Source organism: Flavobacterium sp. GW821-FHT11G01, assembly GCF_058808175.1.
This window is the reverse complement of the sequence record NZ_JBXARK010000001.1, coordinates 742,056-767,983: the sequence shown is the minus strand read 5'-3', so window position 1 is coordinate 767,983 and position 25,928 is coordinate 742,056. Positions and strand designations below refer to the sequence as shown.

Below are 25,928 nucleotides of genomic sequence, written 5' to 3'. Positions count from 1 at the left end.
ATTCGTTTTCGTTAAAACATTAAAATGAATTACCAGACTGCAAATCAGGGCAGTCTGGTAATTCCCAAACTAAACTTAACTAACCAATTCTTTATAATTGTGAATTGTAAATTGTAAATTATACAAAACTTTAAAAGGCTTCAAAATGAAATTCACAAATAATTCACCATTAACAATTTACAATTCACCATTATTTTCCAAATTTCTTCACTAAACTGTCGTATTCATTTCTTGAGATGGTTATCATGCAGCCGTGACGTACTTTTTCAGGCAAACTGTATTTATCCCAATCCGAATAAAAAGTATAACCCGAAGCCTGAAACCAAGGTCCGTTTAGGTTGTCTGCGATTGATAATCCGTAAGAAACTCCCGGATATTGTTCGTAATACATGTACCATATTTTATCATCCGGAGAAGGAACCAACATTGGAGCTTCCCTAAAGTTGGGACTGATAGATTGCTGGGGCAAAGAATAAGGTCCTAAAAGCGATTTTGATTTTGCAATTCGCACCGTTTTTCCTGTTGTCCAATATAAAGTTGGGTAGGTTTCATCTTTAAGCACGGCATAGTAGGAATCGCCCACTTTACGAATGAAAACATCAATCGTTCCCATATCCCAATCGAATAAACGCTTTGGAGTTCCTTCGAAAGTTTTTAAATCTTTAGACAAAACATACAACGTTCTCTGACTTGCCCAATAACGTTCACCATCTTCTTTCGTTCCTTCCAAATGTGGCGTATGCCAGGTCATAATGAACTTTTCAGAAGCTGCATCGTAATACAATTTTGGCGCACCAATTCGCTGTAAAGCGTTTGAATAATCGGGCGTACTTTTTAAATCCGGCGTGTAATCAGAATGTTTTTTCCAGGTAATTAAATCATCCGAAACCCAAATATTAATGCTTTTTGCGTCGTCTCCGGTATTTCCTGCGATATAATATTTTCCGTCCGGACCTTTGCAGATATCGGGATGCCCTTTATATTCTTCGAAAACTCGTTTTCCGTTATTTAAATTTTCCCAATGCAAACCATCCAAACTCACAGAATAGTACAATCTGCCGTAATCGTTGTGCGTCATGTGCGCAAAAAGATAGGCTTCGTTTTTAGGTTTTTCATTTCCCTTAACTTGTCCCGGCGGGTCTGGCTGTTGCGCTTTCGCGGAAAATCCAATCAGAATTGTTGTTAAGAAAAGGAATTGTTTTATTGTTTTCATAAGCTGTTTTTTTTAATGTGTCAATTAGTCAATTTGATAATTAGATAATTTCTTAGAATGCATTAATTGACTAATTTTCTAATTGTCTCATTTTCTCATTTTCTCATTATCAAATTGACACATTATCTAATTAACCCTATTCGCTTCAGACGTCATCTTTTTAATCAAATCAGTTTCGGCTTTAATATATGGAGTTCCGTCTGTATGAAATACTTCATGAAACCAAACTTCTGGTTCTGCGGTGTATTCTTTCGTCCAGCTGTCCCATGCGTATTTTGTTTGTGTTTTTCCGTCAACAAATCCCCAATTGATCATACCAACATTGTATTTTCTGGCAATTGGTAAAAAACCTTCGAACGTACTTCCGTTTGGTCTTGCCATGTATTCGGTACATAACAAAGGTTTTCCGTAACGCTGTAATTGTTTGATAACTTTTTCGAAATCAGCTGGTGTATTGTAATTGTGGAAAGAAACAATATCAGATTGTTCGATTTGCAATTTGTGCATTGGTTTCATTTTAGCTTCATCGCTCCAATCGCCAACCCAAACTCCAGAAGTTAATGGTTGTGATGGCTTGCTTTCTCTTGCCCAAACAAAAACGTTTTTTAGAAGCGGTAAAATTAAATCGGCCTTATTTTTAATTTCCACTTTTTCATAAGATGGTCCTGTCATATTATCGGGTTCGTTCCAGACATCCCAACCTAAAATACGTTTGTCATCTTTAAATTTCGAAACCGTTTCTTTTACATATTTTTCCAGACGAGGATATTGAGTTGCATCCTGTAAAACCTTTTGTCCCGGACTTTGTACCCATCCTGAGTTATGCGTATGCGGTTTTGGAGCACGTTGTTTTCCTAAAACCGGAAACGGATCCCAGCACGAATCAAACAAAACAAATAGTATTTTGATATGATGTTTATCTGCAATTTCTAAAAAAGTATCCATGCGTTTGTAAAGACCTTCAGCATCTTGTTTGTGCAGTAAATCGTGCAGATAAACACGCATTACATTCATGCCAATTCCTTCGGCCCAGCCTAATTCCTGATCAATCCTTTTTGGGTCGAAACTATCAGCCTGCCACATTTCTAATTGATTGATGGCTGTACTCGGATAATAATTTGCTCCCACTAACCAAGGCTGTTCGGCATACCAATTATTTGCTTGCTCTTTTGTCCAGATTTCTCTTTTTTTGTCACAACTGAACAATACTAGTCCAGCCAACATTAATGTTAGATACAGTTTTATCTTTCTCATTATAAATTTTTCTTAAGTAAGGAACAATCGTTCTTTAAGTAAGGGAATCAGATTTGATTTCTGATTCCCTTAATAAACAGTTTAATATTCAGGGTTTTGATCTAAGTTTGGATTATTATCCACGTCAACTTGCGGAATTGGCATTCTTACGTTTTTACCTACTTTAAAGTTTTTAAAATCAGGGTCACGAAGTGAGATTTTATCAACAGCAGCCTGAGTATTTAAATCTCCCCAACGTTTTAGATCTTCCCAGCGAACACTTTCACCGGCTAATTCTAAAACTCTTTCCGTTTTTAGTCTTTCTAAAAACTTATCATGATCATTACCAATTTCAGGATGAGCAGCCGCTAAAGTATTCATGTTTACACGTGCTCTGACCATATCAACATATTGATATGCCTGAGCTGTATTTCCAGTTTCATTCAGGACTTCTGCATAACGTAGTAAAATATCAGCGTAGCGAATTAATCTGTAATTTACCTGGCTGTAATAATCTTCATTATTTCTGTAGTAATCACGGCTTCCTTTTCTAAACCACGCTTCATCATTGTTCCATTCCCAGTTTTTGCCGTATGTTTTATCTCCAAAATCAGCCAATAAATCCGGATAATATAACGTCCATCTTAAACGCGTATCAAGATTACCGTCTTTATTTTTTTCTTGTTTAAAAGCATTGATCAACCAAAAACGAGCTTGTCCGTCTGACCATCCAATTCCTCTTGGTGCAAAAAACTGACTACGGTTACTTGATACAGCAGCATTTTGATCTTCTCCAGTTCCTCCTTTTCTCTGATCACCAAACTGGATTTCAAAAACAGATTCGCTATTATTTTCACGTAAATCTGTAAAGTTATCTCTGTAGTTTGGCACTAAACTGTATTTTGCTCCAGAACCAGAAATTAAATATTCAAGAGCTGTTTTTGCCTGAGGCCATTTATGTTGTTGCATATATACTTTTGCAAGAAAAGCCTGAGCGGCACCTTTATCAGGTCTTCCCGTCTGCTCTCCTGGCCATGCAGCTGGCAAATCAGCATAAGCTTCATTTAAATCCTTTTCAATTTGCGTCCAAACTTCAGCGAGTGTATTTTGTTTTGGTAAATCTGCCGGCGTAGATGGCTCTAAAACCAATGGGATATTTTCCCAAAGAATTGCTGCATAATAATAATGCAGGGCTCTAAAAAATTTAGCCTGTGCCAATATTTTCTTTTTATCGTCTTCATTTTGGAAGGTAATATTCGGAACATTTGCTAAAACCTGATTACATCTAAAAACGGCTTTGTAAGTATCTCTCCATGTTACGGCATTTCCTTCCCAAAAATTATAATTGATATAATTAAATCTTGTCCAGTCTGCTAATTCTGTCCACGGACTTACGCTATAACCTTCATCAGAAGTTAAGTCTAAACGGAAATAAATCCATCTTGCCCACAATCCATCTTTATAAAACATGGCGTAAATAGAATTAACACCAGCTTGTGCATCACTTTCTGTTTTCCAGTATTGATCTACTGTTATATCATTTGGGCTATTCAGATCCAATTCATTTTCACAAGATGATGCAAAAAAGAGACCTAGAAAAACTACGGTTGTTATTATTATTTTTTTCATTATCCTATTTTTTTAATTAAAAGCTAAATTCAACACCAAAAGAATATGTTTTAAGATTCGGGAAAGAACCATTATCAACACCTCGTTCAAAAATTCTATTATCGCCAGTATTACTAAACTCAGGATCTAAACCTTTGTATTTAGTAATGGTAATAATATTTTGTGCTGACAACGTTAATCTTGCTCTCGAAATACCTGCTTTTTTCAAAATACTACTTGGTAAATTATACCCAAACCCTATGTATTTAAGTCTCACAAAATCACCGCTTTCTAAGAAACGGTCACTGTCTCCTCTTGAGTTTAGAGTTGAGCCTTTTGTAATTCTAGGAAAATCGGTATTCGGATTTTCCGGCGTCCAGGGCTGAATGCCTGTTCTGTAATTACTATTGTCATCAAAACGGTCTACAACACTTCTAAATCCATTATAAACAGTGGCTCCGTGCGAAGCGATCCAGTTCATAGAAAAATCAAAACCTTTGTATTCAGCTCCGGCGTTTAAACCCATTTCAAATTCTGGCCACGGACTTCCTACAATAGCTTTATCTCCGTTAGTAATTTGTCCGTCTCCATTATTATCTTTAAAGCGGATATCTCCAGGAACAGCATTTGGCATAATAACTTTTCCATCTGCGGTTTTGTAGTTTTGAATTTCCTGCTGAGACTGGAATAATCCATCTGTTTCTAATACGTACCACATTCCTACCGGATTTCCGCTACGAGTCATGGTATTTCCGATAATGCTTTCATTTTGACCGTTACCCAATGAAACCAGTTTGTTATTTACTTTTGTGAAGTTGACAGAAGCATTAAACGAGAATTCATTGATTTTTTTACTGTAAGCCAATTCAAATTCAAAACCTTTGTTTTCAACTGTGGCGGCATTTGAAATTGGATTTCCACCATCGTTTCCTGTTGTTAATAAAATTGGAAAACCAAACAATACATCTTCTGTACGGGCAATAAAATAATCTGCTGTAAGACGTAAATCATTGTTTAAAACGCCAAGATCTAATCCAAAATTGGTTTGTTTTAGTTTTTCCCAACGCAATTCAGAGTTCGATAATTTTACCTGTGTTGCAGAAGGATATAAACCTTGTGAATTTCCTAATACCACTTGTCCAAAATTATTGACGAAGCTTTTGTATTCGTAATTTCCAATGTTACCCGAACCCAATTCTCCATAACTTGCTCTTAATTTCAAGTCTTTGATAAATTCTGATTTAAAGAAAGATTCATTGCTTATTCTCCATCCTGCAGAAACAGAAGGGAAATTTCCCCATTTGTTTGCATCACTAAATTTAGATGATCCGTCACGTCTTAAAACAGCGTTAAATAAATAACGGTTATCATAATTGTACTCTAATCTTCCTAAGTATGATGCCAGAGCAGCTTCATTAATAAAACCTCCTACAACAGGCGAATCTCCTTGATTTAAAACCTCATAGTATTGTCCTGTTCCTGAGTTTAATGGAAGGTTTCTCTTTGTTCCGTAAATTTGATCATAAGTATCTTTTTGAAAAGTCTGACCAACTAAAAGAGATATATCATGTTTTCCAAAGGTCTTTTTGAAAGTCAATGTGTTTTCAAATAACATTGTTTCTGATCTGCCTTTATTTTGATCTGTCTGAGACGGATCTTCTGGTTGATTTAATGTCCAGTTTCCTTTTTTTCTCATGAATTTATAAGAATCAAAACTAGTTTCGTATCCAAAATTAAAACGGTATTTTAACCAGGGAACAAACTTTAATTCGGACCACACATTCCCTCTAATTCTAAAATTTTGATTTATTACGTTAGAAAAATCAGCAAGTGCTAAAGGGTTTGTACCAAAAGTATCGGCAACACCTTGTTTTCCGTAACCATATCCTCCAGGGTTAGAAGGATCATAAAGAGGAATTGTCGGTGTCATTCTGTAAACATCAATAATTGGATTTCCAGACATTTCATCTGTTTTAAAATTACTGATTGCCAAATTTTCTCCAATGCTAAAAATTCCTTTTGTACCGCTTGAATTTACACGGAATGAAATTCTGTCGAAATCAGTTCCGATAACGGTTCCTTCATTTCCAAAATAATTTCCAGACATAAAGAAGGTAGAATTTTCATTTCCGCCAGAAAAACTAGCATTATAATCCTGCATCATTCCGGTTTGAAAAACAGCATCCTGCCAGTCTGTATTTACAGCCATATTCAGATTTTGTCTTGTAAATCCGGCATTGTCGTAAGCCATGTTATTGTATTTTGCAAACTCTTCTGTACCCATTAAATCATAACGAGGCATAATCTGAAAGCTAGTTTTTGCCGAAACTTCTACCTGAAGCGGTCCTTTTTTACCTTTTTTAGTAGTAATAATGATTACACCATTTGCTGCTCTTGAACCGTAAATTGCTGCTGCCGATGCATCTTTTAAAACCTGAATGCTCTCAATGTCATTTGGGTTAAAATCTCTGTTGGCAGATGTTACTAAACCATCAATTACATAAAGCGGATTTGTGTTTTGAAGATTCTTTAAACCACGAATTTCAACATTGGCTTCCTGTCCAGGGCGCCCGCCACCACGAACTTTAACTCCGGTAACTAAACCTTGAAGTCCGTCAGCAACTGTTGTAATTTGTCTTTTCTGAATTTCATCGGGCTTTACTAATGAAACTGCACCTGTAAGATCTTTTTTCTGTTGCGAGCCATAACCTACAACCACTATCTCATCGAGTTTCATGGCGTCTTCTTCTAAAGTAACATTTATAGAAGTCCTGCTGTTGATTGCAATTTCTGTTGTTTTGTAGCCTTGTGAACTAAAAATTAATGTTTGATTGCCGTTTGCCGTAATTTTATAGGCTCCGTCAAAATCAGTTACAGCGCCATTTGCTGTGCCTTTAATTAAAACGTTTGCAAACGGAACTGGTTCTCCCGTCGCTGCCAAAACTTTACCACTAATGGTAATTTGCTGCTGTGCATACGTTTGTTGTAATAATAAACTAAAGAAAAACAAGAGGTAATATCTCTGCTTTAAAATTTGAGTGAACTTTGTTTTCATTGATTTTTCATTTTAGATAGTTTCATTTTTTTTGGTTGGTTTACTTTTCATTATTAAAAATTTTAGTCATCCGGTATTCGAACAAAAAAATAATTAATATTGTTCTTTAATAAGAATGGGTTCATTGTTCTTTTAAATTATTAATGATGTATTTTTTTAAACATTATTTTATTGATGCTGTATTTTTTTTGCTTAAAAATTATCAATATGATTTATTTGAAAATTCAAAGTAGATGATTTTAATTCAAAATAAAATGATTCATTTGTGTCAATATCTCTCTCAAATGATTCAAATTGTATCAATTTTGACTAAAAATAAAATTATTGCAACATTTGGAATAAGATTGAGACGATTTGCAGAAGCCCATTTTTTAAATAAAAATTATAACAATGCGTAAATTCTTTCTTTTTATATTTTTTTCATTTTTTTTGACAAATTTTATTCACGCACAAGAATATTATTTTAAACATTTTCAGGTTGAAGAAGGGCTGTCTAACAACACTGTAATTACTTCTATTCAGGATGAAGATGGTTTTATGTGGTTTGGAACTAAAGATGGTTTAAACAGATTTGACGGATACCATTTTAAAACGTATAGAAGTCAAAATGATCCAATTCACAGTCTGGGAAGCAATTATATACAATCGTTGCACGCCTATCAGGGGACTATTTGGGTAGGAACTGATAAAGGATTGTATCAATATGATAAAAAAACAGATCAGTTTACAGTTTTGAACGAAGCTATAAATGACCGAATCAACGATATTAATCATGATAAAAATGGAAATGTCTGGTTTATTTCAGGCAATATATTGTACAAATACGCGCCATCCAAAAAAGAAACCAAAACTTTTAATCCTAACAAATATTTTATTGCAACGTCTATCGCCAGGGATGCAAAAGGTGAAATTTGGGCTTCTTCATTAAACAAAATTTATCATTATTCTGAGGAAAGTTTATCTTTTGAAAATATCGTTTTAACGCCGCCTTCCAATAAAACTAATTTCAGGATCACCACCATTTATGCCTTAGATCAGGATAACATTCTTATTGGAACACAGGATCATGGTATATTGCTTTATAATTGCAAAAACAAAACTACTTCTGATTTAAAATTCACCACCAAAGAACCTGTTTTTGTACGTCAGTTCAGAAAAAAAGGAAACGAAGAACTTTGGATTGCCAGCGAATCCGGTGTTAATGTTTATAATCTTAAAACAAAAACGAGCGTTAATCTCAAGAAAAATTATAACGATCCGTATGCGATTTCAGATAATGCGGCCTACTCTATTACTATTGATAAAGAAAACGGAATCTGGATTGGCACTTATTTTGGCGGAATCAATTACCATCAGAAACAATACACGCAATTCAAGAAATATTTTCCGCAGAAAAACCAGAATGCTATCAGCGGAAGCGCAGTTAGGGAAATTCACAAAGATGACGCCGGTGATTTTTGGATTGGTACCGAAGATGCCGGTTTAAATCGCTTTAATCCTAAAACAGGAAAATTTACATCTTATTTGCCTAACGGAAGCAAAAGTGGGGTTTCTTATTATAACATTCACGGTTTATTGCCTCGAAAAGACAAAATTTGGGTTGGAACTTTTGAGCACGGTTTAGATGTTTTAGACCGAAAATCTGGCTCAGTTATCAAACATTATAGTGCTAATGATCCTTCAACAGGTTTGAGAAGTAACTTTATTTTTTCTTTTGCCGAAACAAAAAATAAAGATTTAATGGTTGTGACCACGATGGGAATTTACCGTTATAATGAACAAAATAACAATTTTGATATCCTGAAGATGTTTCCCGAAACTACTCATTATACTATTTTTAAAGAAGATAGCGATGGTAATTATTGGGCAGGAAGTTACAGGGATGGTTTGTTTTTCTACAATTCTAAAACACATAAAAAAGAGGTTTTCATTTATGATTATAAAAATCCGGATGGCATCAGCAATAATTCTATCAATTCTATTTTTGAAGACAGCCACAAAAACTTATGGTTTGCTACCGAAAATGGTTTGAATTTATTTGATAAGAAAACGAGAACTTTTAAAAAATTCACTACTAAAAATGGCCTTCCGAGCAGTGTGGTTTATTCTATTTTAGAAGATGAAGCCCGAAATTTATGGCTGACAACTTCTAAAGGTCTGGTGAAGTTTAATCCGAATCATAAAAATATTAAAATCTACACAACCGCTAATGGTTTATTGAGCGATCAGTTTAATTATAGCTCGGCTTTTAGAGATACGAATGGGGATATGTATTTTGGTAATTTAAACGGAATGATCAGTTTCAATCCGAAGAATTTTACCAAAAATAAATATACGCCATCCATGTTCATCACCAATCTTCAAATCAATAATAAAGACATTGGCGTTAACGAAAATGATTCTCCTATAAAACAATCTATTTCACATCTTGACGAACTCGAACTTAATAACGATCAATCGTCATTCAATCTTGAATTTGCGTCTTTAAATTATACTGCTCCGGAACTTACAGAATATTGGTATAAACTCGAAAACGTAAACAATGACTGGGTTTATTTGGAAAGAAACAATAAAGTTTTCTTTACGGAACTGGCGCCGGGAGATTATGTATTTAAAGTAAAATCGCTTAACAGTTTTGGCGTTTGGAGTAAGGAAGTAAAACTGAAAATTGTAATTCTGCCTCCATTCTGGGCAAGTTCTTATGCTTATTTTTTCTATTTTCTTTTGATTTGCGGTTCGTTTTATTACATCATTCGTTATTCTCAAAATCTGACACAGATTAAAAATAATCGCAAAATAAAGCATCTGAACGACGAAAAAGAAAAGGAAATCTATCAGGCTAAAATTGACTTTTTTACCAACGTAGCACACGAAATCAGAACGCCTTTAACGCTTATAAAAGGGCCTTTGGAGAAACTTTTGGTTATGGAACATCAATCGCCGGAAGTGCCTCAGAATCTTTCAATAATGAAGAAAAACACTTCGAGATTATTGAAATTGGTGAATGAATTATTAGACTTCAGAAAATCGGAAATTGGCGGATTAAAACTCACTTTCGTGGAAGCCAATATTTCGTCTCAGGTCCGAAATTTACATTTGAGATTTAGCCCTTTAATTGAAGAAAAAGGAATTGATTTTGAACTCGAATTGGGCGAAAAAGACATTTTTGCTTTTGTTGACAAAGAAGCTTTCAAAAAAATCCTTAGTAATTTAATTAGCAATGCTATTAAATATTCTAAAGACAAGGTTTCTATATCTTTATTCAGAGATGATAAAAAACTGACTTTGGTGGTGAAAAATGATGGAAATTTGATTCCGTTTCAACTAAAAGATAAGATTTTTGAGCCGTTTTTCAGAGTTGATAATATGGATTCGACTTCCGGAACCGGAATAGGGCTTTCCTTGGCGCATTCACTCACGCAATTGCATAATGGAAATCTGCAGTTGATTCCGGATTCGGAACTAAACGTTTTTGAGCTGATTGTTCCTTTACATCAAAAAGAAGAATTTATGTTTTATACTGATTCTGAAAAAGAGCAGGTTCAGACAAAAATTGAAAAGATTGAAACCGAAAGCAAAAATGAAAAAGCACAAATTTTAGTAGTGGAAGACAATGAAGATTTGCTGAATTTTATTACTACCGAATTAGCTTCAACCTACACTATTTTAAAAGCTGATAATGGCGAAAATGCGCTTAAAATCATTCATAATGAAAACATTCAGCTTGTTATCAGCGATGTTTCAATGCCGGTTATGGACGGAATTGAAATGTGCAAAGAGATTAAAACGAATCTGGAAACGAGTCATATTCCGGTAATTTTATTGACGGCCAAAAACTCGCTGAAATCACAAATTGATGGTCTTGAAGTTGGTGCTGATGCCTATATCGCAAAACCTTTTTCGATGGATTATTTAAAAGTTCAAACCAATAATTTAATTGAAAACAGAAAGCAGATTATGAATTATTATGCAAGTTCTCCGCTTTCGCACATTAAAAGTATCGCGCACAATAAAACAGATGAAAAATTCCTGAAAAAACTGGACGACGAAATCTTAAAAAACATTACGGATCCGGACTTAAGTGTCGAATCTTTGGCGGAAATCATGAACATGAGCCGATCAACTTTATATAGAAAAATTAAAGATATTTCGAATTTGAGTCCGAATGAATTAATCAATATTGTACGTTTAAAACGAGCGGCAGAATTGCTTTTGAACGAAAATTACAAAATGTATGAAATTGCAGAAATGGTAGGTTATAAATCGCAGACAAGCTTCGGCAGAAACTTTCAAAAGCATTTTTCGATGTCGCCTTCTGATTATATTACGATGAATAAGTAAATGTGTTAATTAGAAAATTAGATAATGAGATAATTACTTGACTGGAGATTGAAATGGTTTTTAAACACATAGAAACATAGATTTTCTTTGTCTATAAAGGCGTTTCACTTATTACAATACACATAGTGCTATGTGTGAAAGCGTGCTTTTTTTGTAATCTTAATAGAAACAAAAATCTATGTTTCTATGTGTTTAAATATAGTCACAGATTAAATAAAAAAATCATTCTTAATCTGTATAATCTTGCAAAAAAATCTCCTTATCTTTAATCTTCAAAACAAATCTAATTCTAAAGATGAATAATAGTAATAGCATCAGAAAAGTCGCCATTGTAGGTTATAACCGAATTCCTTTCGCAAGGGCAAATACCGCTTACGCCAATGTTGGAAATCAGGAAATGATGACCGCAGCCTTAAACGGACTTATCGATAAATACAATTTAAAAGGACAATTATTAGGAGAAGTAGTTGGCGGTGCCGTTATCAAACATACTTATGACAACAATTTGATTCGGGAATGCGTGATGAAAACGTCTCTCGATCCTGCAACTCCTGCCTGCGATTTACAACAAGCCTGCGATACGGGAATTGAAAGCGCTATTTACATCGCCAACAAAATTGCCCTCGGACAAATTGAATCCGGAATTGCCGGTGGAGTTGATTCGATTAGCGATATGCCAATTGCGGTAAGTGAAAAACTGAGAAAAATTCTGCTTAATGCAAGACAAGCTAAGTCATTGGGAGAAAAAATCAAAACGTTTTTAAAACTTCGCCCGGCAGATTTAACGCCTTTGGTTCCGCGAAATGAAGAATCACAAACCGGACTTTCGATGGGCGGGCATACTGAAATTACGGCAAAACATTATAAAATATCGAGAGAAGATCAGGATAATCTGGCGCTTAAAAGTCATTTGAATATGACAAAAGCGTATGACGAAGGCTTTTTTGATGATATGATTACGCCTTTCAACGGATTGGATAAGGACAACAATCTTAGAAAAGACAGTTCGATTGAAAAATTAGCCAAATTAAAACCAGCCTTTGATAAAATAAATGGAACATTAACCGCTGGAAATTCAACACCGCTTACAGATGGCGCATCTTGTGTACTTTTAGCGAGTGAAGAATGGGCAAAAGAACGTGGACTTCCCATTTTGGCTTATATTACTTTTGCTGAAGTTGCTGCTATTGAATATGTCAAAAATCAACAGAATCTTTTATTGGCACCTTTGTTTGCTGCAAGCAGAATGTTGGAAAAAGCAAACTTAAATTTACAGGATTTCGATTATTATGAAATTCATGAAGCTTTTGCCGCACAGGTTTTAGCAACCTTAAAAATTTGGGAAAGCCCAGAATTAAGTGCACAAATAGGCTTAAAAAAACCACTTGGAGCAATAGACAGAGAAAAACTGAATGTAAAAGGAAGCAGTCTAGCAGCCGCGCATCCTTTTGCCGCAACAGGTGGAAGAATAATTGGCGTTATGGCAAAACTACTAAATGAAAAAGGTTCCGGAAGAGGATTGATTTCGATTTGTGCCGCTGGCGGACAAGGAATTACAATGATTATTGAGAAATAATATTTGAACCATTTTTTGAGTTTCATTATAAAAATCTGCTGAATCTGCTAAATCTGCGAGAGTATTTTTTTCACGCAGATTTAGCAGATTTTTTTTGATTTTTTTTAAAAAGCAAATTCTTCAACACTTGCCAAAGCCTTCGGCAAAGCATTCTCAGCAAAATCTGGAATCGCAGTTCCTTCTACACGGAAAGTAGTGACATCGGTAATTCCTAAAAATCCTAATACCGTGCGCAAATATGATTCTGAAAAGTCATAACTTTTATAAGGTCCTTCAGAAAATATGGCTCCCGAAGCAATAGATAAAAATACTTTCTTGTCTGTTAATAATCCTTTTGGTCCGTTTTCATCATAACTAAAAGTCTTTCCTGCTCTTGCTACCTGATCAATCCAGCCTTTTAGTACTGCCGGAATTCCAAAATTATAAAGTGGTACACCAATTACAATAATATCGGCTTCTAAAACATCTTTTATTGCTGCATCTGAATACTTAAGAGCTTCTTTTTGTGCTTCGGTATGAAGTTCCTCAGGAGTATAAAAGGCGCTGATCCCCAATTCACTCAAATAAGGTAAAGGTGTTTTTGAAAGATCAAGCGTTTGTACCTGAATTTCATTATGTTCTGCTTTCAATTTTTCCAGAATTGCATTAGATAATTTATTACTAAACGAAGCATCTCCTTTGATGCTTGTTACTATTTTAAGAATTCTTTTACTCATGATTCTATTTATTTTGTTTTACGATACAAACTTATCTACATTTGCTATCTCTTTTATAGTACTATACTAAAGGATAGCGCTATCATTGGGGATAGTAACCATATAACTATGAAAACAAATAGCGAAACAACAAAAGAATTAGGCCATCAAACAGAAGAATGCCTTGCAGCTTTATTGCCTGTGAGAGACGCATTAGAAGTTTTAAGCGGCAGATGGAAATTGCCTATTCTGATATCATTATCAAACAGACCAAAACGATTCAAGGAAATTTCTAAGGATATAAACGGAATTACAGATAAAATGCTTTCTAAAGAGCTTAAAGATCTGGAAATAAACAAACTGGTTACCAGAACTGTTTACGATACTTTTCCACCAACTGTTGAATATGCAAGAACAGAACACAGCCATACGTTAACGGATGTTATTATGGCTTTGAAAGATTGGGGAACCTTACATAGGAAAGAAATCATTGGAAATTAAATAATTAGGAAGAAAAAGATTAAATTTGGTTGCCCAAATTATTAATCTTTCTGAATAGTTATGAAAAAAAACCTACATTCCGCGCTTATAAGGCGACCATTACTCTTTTTACTGCATGTATTCATTTTAATAAATGCGTCGCAGGCTTACTGTCAATATATTACACAAAACCTTGCTCCTACAGCAGTCATCAAAGAAGGACTTTCGTTAGAACAATCAGCAGACGGAAGAATCTTTATTGCAGAAAGAGGTGGTATTGTAAAAGTATTTCAAAACAATACCGTTTCACAAGTTTTTACAGTCGCAACCGTGACAGATGCCGAGCAAGGATTACTTGGATTAACTCTGCATCCCAATTTTGCTACAAACGGTTATATTTATGTCTTTTATTCGATCCTTGAAGGAACGGTTGTCAGACATCGTATTGAAAGAGTGAAAATAGACAATGCCAACCAAGTTGTCAGCAGACAAGAAATTTTGCTATTAGAACCTATCGGTGGCGGATTTCATAATGGTGGTGACTTAAAATTCTTTAATGGCTTTTTGTATGTTACTGTTGGTGATAGTCAGCAAAACACTAATTCTCAGGACTTAGATACTTACAAAGGAAAAATTCTTCGACTTACCGAAGACGGACAACCGGCACCTGGAAACCCTTTTTATGGAAGCGGTTCTGTACAAAGACAAAGCATCTGGGTTTATGGGTTTAGAAATCCATGGCGATTAGTCCCGAATATCGCTGCCAATAAATTATTTGTATTGGATGTTGGAACTTCCTGGGAAGAAATAAATGAAATTAGCAATCCGACCATCCGTAATTACGCCTGGGGACATCCACAGGGAGGTGATGGAAAACAAACCGAAATCAATTTATTTACCAATCCAATATTTACTTACGCCACCGGAAGTATAGGAAATGCTTTAACCAACGGTGTACTTTATAATCCGACTGTTTCTCGCTATCCAAATCTTCAGGGGAAATTTATCATTAAAGATTTCGTGCGAAATGCTATCCGATCTTTTGACCCTACCATTATTGATCCGGTCTCAACCGAATTTTACACCGCACCACATCAACAAGCATTAGGAATGATGCTAGGAAATGATGGCTACATTTATTATTGCGCTTACGGAAATAATGGTTCCTTAATCAAGCTTGACTATATTGAAACTGCAGCTCCAACGATTGTTAATCATCCGATATCACAAGCAATTATGGAAACTTCTCCGGTAACTTTTACTGTTTCTGCAAGTGGTACAGGACTTACCTATCAATGGCAGTTTAATAATGTAAATATAAATGGCGCAACCGGAGCAAGTTATACTATTCCAAACGTTACAACTGCGAATGCAGGATCTTATAAGGTTATTGTTACCAATACAGCCGGAAGTGTAACCAGCAATTCTGCCACATTAACAGTAACACCATTTACAAATCCCCCAACAGTTACATTAATTTCTCCATTGCCTTCATTAAAATGGAATGCAGATGATGTGGTTCATTTTGAGGCAACTGCCACAGATATTGAAGATGGAACTTTACCGGCAAGTGCTTTTTCATGGAGTATTGACCTTTTTCACGAAGATGTGCCGGGAGCTGGACATTCGCACCCGGGAGCAAGTCCTCAGGGTGTTAAAATTGGAGACTTTACTGCTTCTAATCAAGGAGAAAAAACGCCGAATGTCTGGTATCGCTTTACAGTGAAAGTTACAGATAGTAATGGTTTAACAGCTTCGACTTTTGTTGATATCAAACCTAATCTGGTTGATGTTACTGTAACAAGCTCTCCAGCATTGCTTAATCTGGAATTCAATCAAAAAGCGGTTACCGCACCTTCAACCAAACAAGTGGTGGCTAATGCTGCATTACAGACCTTAAATGCGCCTACTCCGCAATATGTTGGTAATATCCGTTACGATTTTGACCATTGGAGTCAGGGTGGAATGGCAAATCAGACCTTTAAAGCACAAGCAACCGGAACCATTACTTATACTGCGTTTTATACTCCCACTACTCTTCCTAATGCGCCGTATCAGGGTACGATAGCTCAAATTCCAGGGACAATTGAAGCTGAAAATTACGATGTAGGTCCAAGTGCTTTTCTGGATAAAAATGGTGGTGGAGATACAGCTTACAGAGCTGGTGACGGCGTAGGAACCGAAGCCTGCAATGAAGGTGGTTTCAATTTGGCTTATGTGGCCAAAGACGAATGGCTAAAATATACTGCTAAAGTAAATACGACCGGAAATTATACTATTAATTTAAGAATTTCATCACCTTATAATACTAGAAAATTACATCTTGAGGTAGATGGTGTAAATGCAACCGGAACTGTTAATATTCCAAATACAGGCGGATTTCAGGCATGGCAGACTGTTGCTATACCTGCTGTAGCATTAACGCAAGGAGTACATGTGATTACATTATATTTTGAAGAAAATGACATCAATATAAATAAAATGGAATTTGTATTGACAGGAAATACTGCAGCACCAATCGCAGATTTTGAAGTTAATCCTCAAATGGGATGTATCAACACTGCTGTTACTTTTACGTCAGTTTCAGTAGGAACAGTAGATAGTTATCTGTGGAATTTTGGAGATGGTGCACAACCTGCAACAGCTACCGGAATTGGCCCGCATTCGGTAGTTTTTTCTACAGAAGGAACAAAAGAAGTTTCCCTGACCGTTACTAATGCAAATGGAAGTAATACCAAAGATATTTCGTATATGGTTCACGACTGCCATCTTGGAGTTGAAATTCCGAATGAAGAATTAAACAAAATCAGCGTATTTCCAAATCCGTCAACAGGAATATTTCATTTATCAAAAGAGCTGGAATGGACTGTGTTTTCTCCTTTAGGAATAAAAATAAAACAAGGTTCCGGGAATTTGATTTCCATCTCTGAACATGCCAGTGGTATTTATTTTATAAAAACAAATGAAACTAGCAAATCAATACCAATCAGCAAACAATAATTACTTTATAACTCTTAAAATCAATATTTTATAGTAAATTAGTGTACCCAAAAAAACTGAAATAGTTTTTAGAACTTTTGTATGAATTCATTTTAAATCCAATAAAAATGATTGACTCAAAAATACCTGAAGGTCCACTAGCAGAAAAATGGAACAATTACAAGGCAAAAGCAAAACTTGTAAATCCGGCAAATCGAAAAAAACTAAATATTATAGTAGTTGGAACAGGGCTTGCCGGAGCTTCCTGTGCTGCTTCTCTGGCTGAACAAGGTTACAATATCAAATCATTTTGTTTTCAGGATTCTGCCAGAAGAGCACATTCTGTAGCTGCACAAGGTGGCGTTAATGCCGCTAAAAACTACAAAAATGACGGAGACAGTACGTTCCGAATGTTTTATGACACCATAAAAGGTGGCGATTTTAGATCCCGAGAAGCTAATGTTTACCGTTTGGCAGAATGTTCTGCACATCTTATCGATCATGCCGTCGCGCAAGGCGTTCCCTTTGCCAGAGAATATGCCGGATATCTGAATAACAGATCTTTTGGAGGTGTTCAGGTTTCGAGAACATTTTATGCCCGCGGACAAACGGGTCAACAGCTTTTACTTGGCGCTTATCAGGCATTATTACGTCAGGTTTCACTGGGAAAAGTAGATTTGAATACGCGTCACGAGATGCTTGAATTAGTCGTAATTGACGGAAAAGCAAAAGGAATAATTGCGAGAAATCTGGAAACCGGTGCCATTGAACGCCATGCTGCAGATGCGGTTGTTTTGGCTTCCGGAGGTTACGGAAAAGTATATTATCTTTCTACATTGGCGATGGGCTGCAACAGTTCGGCAATATGGCGCGCGCATAAAAAAGGTGCTTTTATGGCTGGTGTGAGCTGGATTCAATTCCACCCTACTTCACTTCCTCAACATGGAGAAAATCAGTCTAAATTGACTTTAATGTCAGAATCACTTCGAAATGACGGCCGAATCTGGGTTCCAAAAACAGCAGCAGACGATCGAAATCCCAATACGATTCCGGAAGGAGAACGTGATTATTACCTGGAACGCAAATATCCATCTTTTGGAAATTTAGCTCCCAGAGATATTTCTTCCAGAGCTGCCAAAGAAAGAATTGATGCCGGACATGGTGTTGGACCAATGAAAAATGCTATTTATCTTGATTTTTCAGATGCTATTAAAGCGCAGGGGAAAGATAAAATTGAAGCCAAATACAGCAATCTTTTTGCGATGTATGAAAAAATTACCGGAATTAATGCTTACAAAGAACCAATGCTTATTTCACCATCTGCACATTTTACGATGGGCGGACTTTGGGTAGATTATGAATTGATGACTACGATTCCCGGATTATTTGCTTTAGGAGAAGCCAATTTTGCTGATCACGGAGCAAATCGTCTTGGAGCAAACTCCTTACTTCAGGCTTGTGTTGACGGCTATTTTATTGCACCATACACCATTCCCAATTATTTATCGGGAGAATTAAACGTTCCAAAAATTGATACTTCTCATCCTGCTTTTGATGAAGCTGAAAAAACAGTACAATCACAATTAAATCGGTTTTTAAGCAGCAAAGGAACACTTTCAACCGATTATTTTCATAAAAAAATTGGTCGATTATTATATGAAAAATGTGGTCTTTCGAGAAGTAAGGAAAAACTCGAAGAAGCACTTGAAGAAATTAAAATATTGAAAGCTTCTTTTGAAAAAGACTTATTAATTACCGGTGATGACAAACTCAACAGCGAATTAGAAAAAGCCGGACGAATTGCCGATTATATTGAATTAGCCGAGTTAATGTGTCATGATGCCCTGCAACGTGAAGAATCCTGCGGCGCACATTTTAGAGAGGAATATCAAACAGCTGATGGAGAAGCCGTTAGAAATGATGCCGATTTCTGTTATGTCTCTGCCTGGGAATGGAAAGGAAAGGAACAACCTCCGGAACTACATAAAGAACCTCTTGTATTTGAATCAGTAGAACTTGCCGTTCGAAGCTATAAATAAGTTATGAATTATGAATTGTGAATTGTGAGTTGTCAATCTTGGGTTGTGAGTTGTGAAATGAAACTTAAGCCAATGATTTAAAACTTAAATTATAAACGCATTAACTATCAACCATCAACCACCAACTATAAACTATAAAAATCATGAAACTATATCTAAAAATATGGCGTCAATTTGATACTTCTTCCAAAGGAGAAATGGTAGATTATGAAATAGACAACGTTTCAGAACATATGTCTTTCCTTGAAATGCTTGATCTTTTGAACGAATCGCTGATTCATAAAAAAGAACGTGTCATTGAATTTGATCATGATTGCAGAGAAGGAATTTGCGGACAATGCGGTGTTATGATTGACGGAAGAGCACACGGACCACTTAAAAATACCACAACCTGCCAGCTTCATATGAGAAGTTTTAAAGACGGTGATACGATATATATTGAGCCTTTTCGTGCCAAAGCTTTTCCTGTTTTAAGAGATTTAAAAATCGACAGAAGTGCTTTTGACAAAATTATTACGGCTGGTGGATTTATAGGAGCTTCAACGGGCCAGGCACCAGAAGCTAACAGCATTCCGATATCTTACGAAACTGCAGAAGCATCTTTTGACGCTGCTGCCTGTATTGGTTGTGGAGCGTGTGTTGCGACCTGCAAAAATGCAAGCGCTGCTTTATTTGTCGGAGCTAAAATTACACATTTGGCTTTGCTTCCTCAGGGAAAAATTGAAGCTTCAAAAAGGGTTTTAACAATGGTTCAGCAAATGGATGCTGAAGGTTTTGGAAATTGTTCTGATACGAGAGCTTGTGAAATAGAATGTCCGCAGAGTATTTCAGTTCTTTCTATCGCAAGAATGAATTATGAATATAGCAAAGCAATAATTCTTAAGAAATAAGCCACCAAAATAAAAAACGTCAATTGAAATTCTCAAAAATTGGGATTTTTTCATGCATTTTATTCTAAAGAAAGCCTTCATTTTTTTCTATTCTCTATTTCTAAAAAAATACCAATAAAAAAACATACGGAAATAGACAACTAAACAAATTTTAAGTAGTTTTATGATCTGATTGTCCCAAACAAAATCAGTACATAATGGCTTACAACAACAATGGATTAATGCGTTTTTTAGACGCGCAGAATAAATTATATCTTTCAGCTCTTTCTGAAATTAAAAAAGGCAAAAAAGAATCTCCGTGGATGTGGTTTATTTTTCCTCAGATAAAAGGATTAGGATCATGTGATACTTCAAAATTCTACGAAATTAAAAATGCAGACGAAGCCATAGCTTTTCTGGAACATCCAATTTTAGGGAAACATTTGATTCAAATTACAGAGGAATTAATCAAAACAGAGGAAAAAACAGCAACAGAAATATTCGGAAATCCTGATGATGAAAAATTACAATCCTGCCTGACTTTATTTGCCAGTATTCAAAATACAGAACCGATTTTTCAGGAAGCCTTGCATAAATATTTTGATGGATCGTCTGATTTTCATACACTGCAGTTGTTGTATAGTAATCTTTAATTTTGAATCAGAATAGTTATGTAAATTCCTATCAGGGATTTTGATTATCTGTTTCAATTTATTCGATATTTCAAAACTAAAAACTATGAAAATAAGTACGTTCTTTCTATCATTTCTCTTAATGATTGGCTCAACAACTTTTGCACAAAACAAGACTACAAACTCAAAACCCAATATCGTTATTATCAATATGGATGATATGGGTTATGGTGATACGGAACCGTACGGAATGACAGGTGTTGCAACGCCACATTTTAATCAGATTGCGCAGGAAGGTATGCGATTTACGAATTTTAATGCCGGACAAGCCATTTGTACGGCATCCAGAGCGGCATTATTAACAGGATGTTATCCAAACCGAATTGGAATGTCAGGCGTGCTTCTTCCAGGAATGAAACACGCGCTTAATCCGAATGAAGAAACCATAGCGTCTCTTTTGAAAAAAGCAGGTTATAAAACAGCTAATTATGGAAAATGGCATTTAGGTAATGTATTACCATACTGGCCTACAAATTATGGTTTTGACGAGTTTTTAGGAATTCCATATTCGCATGATGTCTGGCCCATTGATTATGATGGTTATTCCTTAGTTACAGATCCTAAAGATTTGCGATCTAGCTTCCCTCCGCTTCCTTTAATTAGCAATACAACTGTTATTGATACTATTAAAAACATCAAAGAAGCTTCTAACTTAACGACACTTTTTACTGAAAAAGCAATTGGTTTTATTAAGAAAAACAAAAAAGATCCTTTCTTTTTATATCTCACGCATCCATTGCCCCATGCGCCTTTGGCCGTTTCAGACAAATTTAAAGGCAAAAGCGATTTAGGCCTTTTTGGTGATGTAATTATGGAATTGGATTGGTCTATTGGCGAAATAATGAAAACTTTAGATACGGAAGGAATTTCAAAAAATACCGTTTTAATTATTACAAGTGATAATGGTCCCTGGTTGGTTTTTGGAGATAATGCCGGTTCTTCGGGAGGTTTCAGAGAAGGAAAATCAACTACCTGGGAAGGTGGCACCAGAGTTCCGTTTCTAATTCGCTGGCCAGGAAAAATTAAGGCCGGAATGGTGAACAGTTCCCTGATGACCAATATGGATTTATTACCAACAATTGCTGCCATTACCGGAGCTTCATTACCCAAAAATCAAATTGACGGATTGAATTTTCTGCCACTTCTTACTGGAAAAAATGAAAAAGGACCGAGAGATACTTTTTATTATTATTTTGGAGTTGGAAGCAATAATCTGGAAGCCATTCGATACAAGCATTGGAAATTAGTTTTCCCGCATAAAGGCACAACTTACAATAAAGAACTTCAAGGTATAGGAGGTTTGCGTGGTAAAGGCGCTTCCGCAGAATTTCCAATGGCACTTTACGATTTAGCCCATGATCCGGGAGAAGTTCGCGATGTTCAGGCATTATATCCTGAAATTGTCGCACAAATTCAAAAAATAGCAGACACAGCTCGTGAAGATTTGGGTGATGACCTGAATAATAAAGTGGGGAGAAATATCAGAAAACCGGCTTTGTATTAATAAAAACAAAAATAGTATTACAGAGAAGCTTTGCTATTTAAAAAGCTTCTCCAATTCTGAAATAAATTCCCCAGTCGCCTTTTCCGACAGCTCCGTCAAGTCCAACATTAAATTTTTCGTTTTTAAAAGCTCTATACCGATAACCTACGCCCGCTCCCGGATATATTTTCCAGTTAAAGCTTTCGGTGTCAGACCCGTAAATTGTGGCTATACCTGCAAAACCAACAACTCCCATTTTTTTACCAAAGTTGTATCTGTATTCTCCCTGTAAATCTATAAGTCCATCACCGCGATATTTCCCTTCAGAATATCCTCTTATATCTTCGCCACCAATCGTGACCTGCTGTTCAAAGGCAATATTTCCTAACCCAAATTTGCCTGCAAAACGAGCAGCTAATACATCGGTTCCATTTCGCATTGGGAAATATTTATTGCATTCTGAGAAAATTTTGTTTGCACTGACATCATTTCCAAACCATGTTGGATATGTAAGCCATCGCAATCGTATTTTATCCCCTTTTGTTGGATAATAAACAGCATCCCGGGTATCATACAATGTTACTAATTGTAAACCATTTGTATGCATAACAGATGATGGCTGAATATCGTCCTGATAATTTGTATCATAATGGGAATAAGAATACCCTAAACCAGCATACAAACCTTTTATTATTTTTCGTTGCACACTAAAGTTTACTATAGTCATTTTGGTTCCGTAATCATAAAAATCTGATACGTTAAGATCGTCTACATAAAATTGGGCATTTTTATTACCTGTCATTAAAAAAGCTTGTATTCGCCATCTGTCTTCATCAAAATACCATTTATTGAATGAAGAAATAAAATAAGATTTATTGGTAGTGTAGATTGCGGATATTCCGGATAATGATTTGGGAGAAATAGTATCAGCTTTATTCAGCTTATACATCATCATTGGAATCGCTCCAAACATAAAATCCAGCGTTCGGTTGTAGCTGACATAAGGCATCACGTTAAAATCAATATTCTTCGTATTTGGTTTTACTGTGATACTGTCAATAGGTTTTGTCTGTGTCCACGCCAAGGAATTGCATAAAAACAGTGACACAAAAAAGATGAAAGCTTTCGTCATAAATTTGGATTTTATGTAAAAAACAAAACTAGTGCTTCAATCAGAAACAATGATTTAATTTTACATATCTAATGTTCCATCTTATAAAATGAAACCAGCTTTATCCTTTTATGACATAAAAAATAATAATGCGCCAAAATTTGCGACGATTATTTAAAACCTCATCTTCTGAATTCTAACTGCATTTAATATCGCCAATAACGCCACGCCAACATCAGCAAAAACCGCTTCCCACATTGTGGCTAGTCCGCCGGCGCCTAAAATCAGCACAAAAGCTTTTACGACAAAAGCCAATGTAATATTTTGCCAGACAATCTTTTTAGTTTGTTTCCCGATGTTAATTGCCATCGGAATTTTACTTGGCTTATCATCCTGAATAACAATATCAGCCGTTTCAATTGTGGCGTCGCTTCCTAAACCGCCCATTGCAATTCCCACTGTACTTAAAGCAATAACCGGCGCATCATTTACACCGTCGCCAACAAAAGCTACGGTTTCATTTTTGGCTTTAATTTCGTTTAATTTATTGACTTTATCTTCTGGTAATAAATCTCCAAAAGCATTCGCAATTCCGAGTTTATCCGCTACGAATTGTACAACATTGGTTTTATCACCGCTCAGCATTGTGACTTTAACGCCTAATGCTTTTAGTTTTTTAACGGTTTCCTGAGCATCTTCCTTAATTTCATCGGCAATAGTTAAATAGCCTGCAAACTTTTTGTCATATGCAATTGCAATCGTGGTATAAACCACTGAATTGGGATCCAAATCATAATTAATCCCAAACTTATCCATCAATTTGAAATTCCCAACGTGAAGTTCTTTTCCGTTAATCTCCGCTTTTAATCCGTGACCGGAAATTTCTTCTACGTTTTTCAATTCAACGGAGGAATCGATTTGACCAACATGATTATGAATTGCCGTCGCCACAGGATGTGTACTCTTACTTTCTAAAGCATTGACCAGTTTCAGGATTTCTTCTCTATCAAAATCATCTAAAATTATAACTTCCTGCACTTTAAAAACACCCTCTGTCATAGTTCCGGTTTTATCCATCACCACATTTTGGATTGTCGAAATACTGTCTAGAAAATTACTTCCTTTAAAGAGAATTCCATTTTTGCTTGCAGCGCCAATTCCACCAAAATAACCTAGCGGAATACTAATTACCAAAGCGCATGGACACGAAATTACCAGGAAAACCAAAGCTCTGTAAAGCCAATCACTAAAAACGTAATTATCGACAAAAAGCATTGGCAACAAGCAAATCGCAATCGCAAGATACACTACAATTGGCGTATAGATTTTAGCAAATTTTCGAATAAACAATTCGGCCGGCGCTTTTTTGGCCGTAGCATTCTGAACCATTTCAAGAATTCTGGACAATTTACTGTCTTTATAATCTGTGGTAACTTTTACCTGTGCAATGGTATTTCCGTTGATCATTCCAGCCAAAACGGTTTCGCCTTTTACTTTCGTTGCTGGTTTGCTTTCGCCGGTAAGAGCTGCCGTATTAAAAGAAGCGTTATCCGACAATAACTCTCCATCTAAACCTAATTTTTCTCCCGCCTTAAGCTGAATAACAGATCCAATTTTAACATCAAATGCTTTTACTTTTATAGCCTGATTGTCGTCTAAAATGGTGACTTCATCCGGGCGCTGATCCAATAAACTTTTAATATTTGATTTTGCTCTGCTTACCGCTAAACCCTGAAAATTTTCTCCAATAGTATAAAACAACATTACGGCAACTCCTTCAGGATATTCTCCAATAGCAAAAGCACCAATTGTGGCAATACACATCAATAAAAATTCTGAAAATACATCGCCTTTGGTAATACTTTCATAAGCTTCTTTCAAAACCGGAAGTCCAACAGGCAAATAAGCTACAATATACCAGCCAATTCTAACATAACCGGAAAACCAACTTTGCGGAAAATAATTATCAAACCCAATTCCGATAAGCAATAAAATAAAAGAAATTATCGCAGGAAGAAACATTTGAAACAAACTGCCGTCAGCATTATGTTCATGGTCGTGTCCGTCGTGGTCATGTCCATCATGTTCGGAATGTACAGGCTCATCATGCGAACAGCAACAGGAAGTTTTAGGTTTATTTTTTATACTTTTTAATTCTTTATCTTGATGTATCATTTTAGAGTTTCAGGTTTAAAGTTTCGGATTTTAAGTTCCTGAAACTTTGTTTAAAATTATCTTCTAAATTTAATCATTTTGTAGTAAAGTTTATTGCCACAAAGGCACTATGACACAAATTTTTTTTGAATTGCCTCCAGCTTTAGCTGGAGGTTATATAAGTTTAAGTTGAAGGGCTTTAGCCAAAACTCTCGCATTTTTTTGGCTAAAGCCTATTTCCATTTCTTTTATTATCTCCAGCTAAAGCTGGAGGCAATTTAAAAGAAACTTTACAATTCCGGAAGGTATCAAGATCGCAGTATTATTATTATTATTATTATTATTATTATTATTATTATTATTATTATTATTATTATTATTATTATTATTATTATTATTA

At 35.6% G+C, this 25,928-nt stretch carries 15 protein-coding genes; 8 read left to right on the top strand and 7 right to left on the bottom strand.

Features of this window, described 5'->3' with window-relative positions:
* Positions 1-190: 190 nt before the first annotated feature.
* From AC1RRN_RS03345 to AC1RRN_RS03330, 4 genes are all read right to left on the bottom strand, one after another.
* Positions 191-1,213, bottom strand: coding sequence for a glycoside hydrolase family 43 protein (locus AC1RRN_RS03345; protein ID WP_492965942.1), 1,023 nt, complete (start codon positions 1,211-1,213; stop codon positions 191-193).
* Positions 1,214-1,339: 126 nt separating this feature from the next.
* The gene (locus AC1RRN_RS03340) at positions 1,340-2,467 is read right to left on the bottom strand and encodes a cellulase family glycosylhydrolase (RefSeq protein ID WP_492965941.1); all 1,128 of its coding nucleotides are present in this window, start codon (positions 2,465-2,467) and stop codon (positions 1,340-1,342) included.
* Between the two features lie 81 nt (positions 2,468-2,548).
* Positions 2,549-4,075 carry a RagB/SusD family nutrient uptake outer membrane protein gene (locus tag AC1RRN_RS03335; RefSeq protein ID WP_492965940.1) on the bottom strand — a complete coding sequence of 509 codons (1,527 nt, stop codon included), beginning with the start codon at positions 4,073-4,075 and terminating at the stop codon, positions 2,549-2,551.
* A 16-nt stretch (positions 4,076-4,091) separates the two neighbouring features.
* The gene (locus AC1RRN_RS03330) at positions 4,092-7,109 is read right to left on the bottom strand and encodes a SusC/RagA family TonB-linked outer membrane protein (protein ID WP_492965939.1); all 3,018 of its coding nucleotides are present in this window, start codon (positions 7,107-7,109) and stop codon (positions 4,092-4,094) included.
* A gap of 390 nt (positions 7,110-7,499) precedes the next feature.
* Between AC1RRN_RS03330 and AC1RRN_RS03325 the strand changes: the two genes are divergently transcribed.
* Together AC1RRN_RS03325 and AC1RRN_RS03320 are read left to right on the top strand one after the other, a co-directional pair.
* Positions 7,500-11,450, top strand: a complete 3,951-nt coding sequence (locus AC1RRN_RS03325) for a hybrid sensor histidine kinase/response regulator transcription factor (RefSeq protein WP_492965938.1) — start codon at positions 7,500-7,502, stop codon at positions 11,448-11,450.
* A gap of 295 nt (positions 11,451-11,745) precedes the next feature.
* On the top strand, positions 11,746-13,026 hold the full coding sequence (locus AC1RRN_RS03320) for an acetyl-CoA C-acetyltransferase (protein WP_492965937.1): 1,281 nt from the start codon (positions 11,746-11,748) through the stop codon (positions 13,024-13,026).
* A gap of 104 nt (positions 13,027-13,130) precedes the next feature.
* Here the strand turns inward: AC1RRN_RS03320 and AC1RRN_RS03315 are convergent, their stop codons facing one another.
* On the bottom strand, positions 13,131-13,742 hold the full coding sequence (locus AC1RRN_RS03315) for an FMN-dependent NADH-azoreductase (RefSeq protein ID WP_492965936.1): 612 nt from the start codon (positions 13,740-13,742) through the stop codon (positions 13,131-13,133).
* 108 nt (positions 13,743-13,850) lie between these two features.
* Here AC1RRN_RS03315 and AC1RRN_RS03310 point away from each other — a divergent pair, with 108 nt between their 5' ends.
* From AC1RRN_RS03310 to AC1RRN_RS03285, 6 genes are all read left to right on the top strand, one after another.
* Positions 13,851-14,222 carry a winged helix-turn-helix transcriptional regulator gene (locus tag AC1RRN_RS03310; RefSeq protein WP_492965935.1) on the top strand — a complete coding sequence of 124 codons (372 nt, stop codon included), beginning with the start codon at positions 13,851-13,853 and terminating at the stop codon, positions 14,220-14,222.
* A gap of 60 nt (positions 14,223-14,282) precedes the next feature.
* Positions 14,283-17,201 (top strand): PQQ-dependent sugar dehydrogenase, encoded by a 2,919-nt coding sequence (locus AC1RRN_RS03305; protein WP_492965934.1) that lies wholly within the window; start codon positions 14,283-14,285, stop codon positions 17,199-17,201.
* Positions 17,202-17,308: 107 nt separating this feature from the next.
* Entirely contained in the window at positions 17,309-19,219 is a 1,911-nt protein-coding gene (locus tag AC1RRN_RS03300) for a fumarate reductase/succinate dehydrogenase flavoprotein subunit (protein ID WP_492965933.1), read from the top strand.
* Positions 19,220-19,362: 143 nt separating this feature from the next.
* Positions 19,363-20,109 carry a succinate dehydrogenase/fumarate reductase iron-sulfur subunit gene (locus AC1RRN_RS03295; protein ID WP_492965932.1) on the top strand — a complete coding sequence of 249 codons (747 nt, stop codon included), beginning with the start codon at positions 19,363-19,365 and terminating at the stop codon, positions 20,107-20,109.
* 197 nt (positions 20,110-20,306) lie between these two features.
* Positions 20,307-20,741, top strand: a complete 435-nt coding sequence (locus AC1RRN_RS03290; protein ID WP_492965931.1) for a DUF1810 domain-containing protein — start codon at positions 20,307-20,309, stop codon at positions 20,739-20,741.
* 85 nt (positions 20,742-20,826) lie between these two features.
* Positions 20,827-22,284: a sulfatase family protein gene (locus AC1RRN_RS03285; RefSeq protein WP_492965930.1), complete on the top strand. Its 1,458-nt coding sequence runs from the start codon at positions 20,827-20,829 to the stop codon at positions 22,282-22,284.
* Between the two features lie 37 nt (positions 22,285-22,321).
* Here the strand turns inward: AC1RRN_RS03285 and AC1RRN_RS03280 are convergent, their stop codons facing one another.
* Positions 22,322-23,395, bottom strand: coding sequence for a BamA/TamA family outer membrane protein (locus tag AC1RRN_RS03280; RefSeq protein ID WP_492965929.1), 1,074 nt, complete (start codon positions 23,393-23,395; stop codon positions 22,322-22,324).
* Between the two features lie 153 nt (positions 23,396-23,548).
* Positions 23,549-25,549, bottom strand: coding sequence for a heavy metal translocating P-type ATPase (locus AC1RRN_RS03275; RefSeq protein ID WP_492965928.1), 2,001 nt, complete (start codon positions 25,547-25,549; stop codon positions 23,549-23,551).
* Between the last annotated feature and the right edge of the window lie 379 nt (positions 25,550-25,928).

What these genes read in the sequence shown, in the direction of transcription:
- AC1RRN_RS03345 (WP_492965942.1), bottom strand. Translation starts at nt 1,213, where the DNA reads ATGAAAACAATAAAACAATTCCTTTTCTTAACAACAATTCTGATTGGA.
- AC1RRN_RS03340 (WP_492965941.1), bottom strand. Translation starts at nt 2,467, where the DNA reads ATGAGAAAGATAAAACTGTATCTAACATTAATGTTGGCTGGACTAGTA.
- AC1RRN_RS03335 (WP_492965940.1), bottom strand. Translation starts at nt 4,075, where the DNA reads ATGAAAAAAATAATAATAACAACCGTAGTTTTTCTAGGTCTCTTTTTT.
- AC1RRN_RS03330 (WP_492965939.1), bottom strand. Translation starts at nt 7,109, where the DNA reads ATGAAAACAAAGTTCACTCAAATTTTAAAGCAGAGATATTACCTCTTG.
- AC1RRN_RS03325 (WP_492965938.1), top strand. Translation starts at nt 7,500, where the DNA reads ATGCGTAAATTCTTTCTTTTTATATTTTTTTCATTTTTTTTGACAAAT.
- AC1RRN_RS03320 (WP_492965937.1), top strand. Translation starts at nt 11,746, where the DNA reads ATGAATAATAGTAATAGCATCAGAAAAGTCGCCATTGTAGGTTATAAC.
- AC1RRN_RS03315 (WP_492965936.1), bottom strand. Translation starts at nt 13,742, where the DNA reads ATGAGTAAAAGAATTCTTAAAATAGTAACAAGCATCAAAGGAGATGCT.
- AC1RRN_RS03310 (WP_492965935.1), top strand. Translation starts at nt 13,851, where the DNA reads ATGAAAACAAATAGCGAAACAACAAAAGAATTAGGCCATCAAACAGAA.
- AC1RRN_RS03305 (WP_492965934.1), top strand. Translation starts at nt 14,283, where the DNA reads ATGAAAAAAAACCTACATTCCGCGCTTATAAGGCGACCATTACTCTTT.
- AC1RRN_RS03300 (WP_492965933.1), top strand. Translation starts at nt 17,309, where the DNA reads ATGATTGACTCAAAAATACCTGAAGGTCCACTAGCAGAAAAATGGAAC.
- AC1RRN_RS03295 (WP_492965932.1), top strand. Translation starts at nt 19,363, where the DNA reads ATGAAACTATATCTAAAAATATGGCGTCAATTTGATACTTCTTCCAAA.
- AC1RRN_RS03290 (WP_492965931.1), top strand. Translation starts at nt 20,307, where the DNA reads ATGGCTTACAACAACAATGGATTAATGCGTTTTTTAGACGCGCAGAAT.
- AC1RRN_RS03285 (WP_492965930.1), top strand. Translation starts at nt 20,827, where the DNA reads ATGAAAATAAGTACGTTCTTTCTATCATTTCTCTTAATGATTGGCTCA.
- AC1RRN_RS03280 (WP_492965929.1), bottom strand. Translation starts at nt 23,395, where the DNA reads ATGACGAAAGCTTTCATCTTTTTTGTGTCACTGTTTTTATGCAATTCC.
- AC1RRN_RS03275 (WP_492965928.1), bottom strand. Translation starts at nt 25,549, where the DNA reads ATGATACATCAAGATAAAGAATTAAAAAGTATAAAAAATAAACCTAAA.